This window comes from Vibrio olivae (assembly GCF_042428525.1).
GTDB classification, from domain to species: Bacteria; Pseudomonadota; Gammaproteobacteria; order Enterobacterales; family Vibrionaceae; genus Vibrio; species Vibrio olivae.
In genome coordinates this window covers 1-797 of the sequence record NZ_JBHMEP010000058.1, presented here as the reverse complement: position 1 = coordinate 797, position 797 = coordinate 1, and the positions used below count along the sequence as shown (strand labels likewise).

Here is a 797-nt window from a genome sequence, read left to right as displayed (position 1 = left end):
CCGTTTTGCCGCCTTTCGTCCCGTGGCGGGCTTCTTTTCCGCCTCCTTTGCCGTTTTCCCGGTGCGTTTCACAATCTTTGTTTTCTTAATCTCCGGTTCCGGCGTTTGTTCCGGGGCAACCGCATCCGCTTTGACGGTATCGGCGGCGTCCGTGGTTTCGTCCGGGGTCGCCTCTTTGGGGGCTTTCGTTTTAATCAATTCCGCCAAAGACAACGATATTACATTTTGGGACAAATCCGGGGCGTCGTCCAATACAACCATACCATTAACCGCCGTAAACGTGTTGTCCCGCTTTTCGTCCTCAATGGCGGCAATCTCCAACAGATAGGGGATTTTCCGTATATTGGGGCTTTCGGTTTGCTCTTTCAGATTGTACGACGGTTTTTTGCGCCAATCTTTCGGGCTGAAATTGAAAATACGGGTAACGGGGAATTGCTCAAAATTGACGTTCCACATATCCCGGTACATTCCTAATTGTATTTCGCTTTCCTCGTAAAAACCTTTTCGCCCGCTTTTGAAATCGACAATTGCGTTAATCCGGTCGTCGCTTCCAATCTTTGCACGCATGGTACACGGGCAATCAATCATTCCGGCGTACTTGTAATACGGGTGTACCAACGCAATTTCAACTGCTAACGGTCGTACATCATAATCCAATACGAATTGCGCAAACGCCAATACGTCCTTTTTCAAATCGTCGGCGTAATAAATAAAGTCGTCCGGCAATCGGTAAACCTCAATGTATTCTTTTAGTTTGCCTTTTAGCCCGTCCAAATCATACGCCCGGTTAATCAATA

At 47.7% G+C, this 797-nt stretch carries 1 protein-coding gene; it reads right to left on the bottom strand.

The features are described 5' to 3' along the window. The coding region (locus ACFFUV_RS23455) for a hypothetical protein (protein WP_390198353.1) at positions 1-797 on the bottom strand (797 nt) is incomplete at both ends.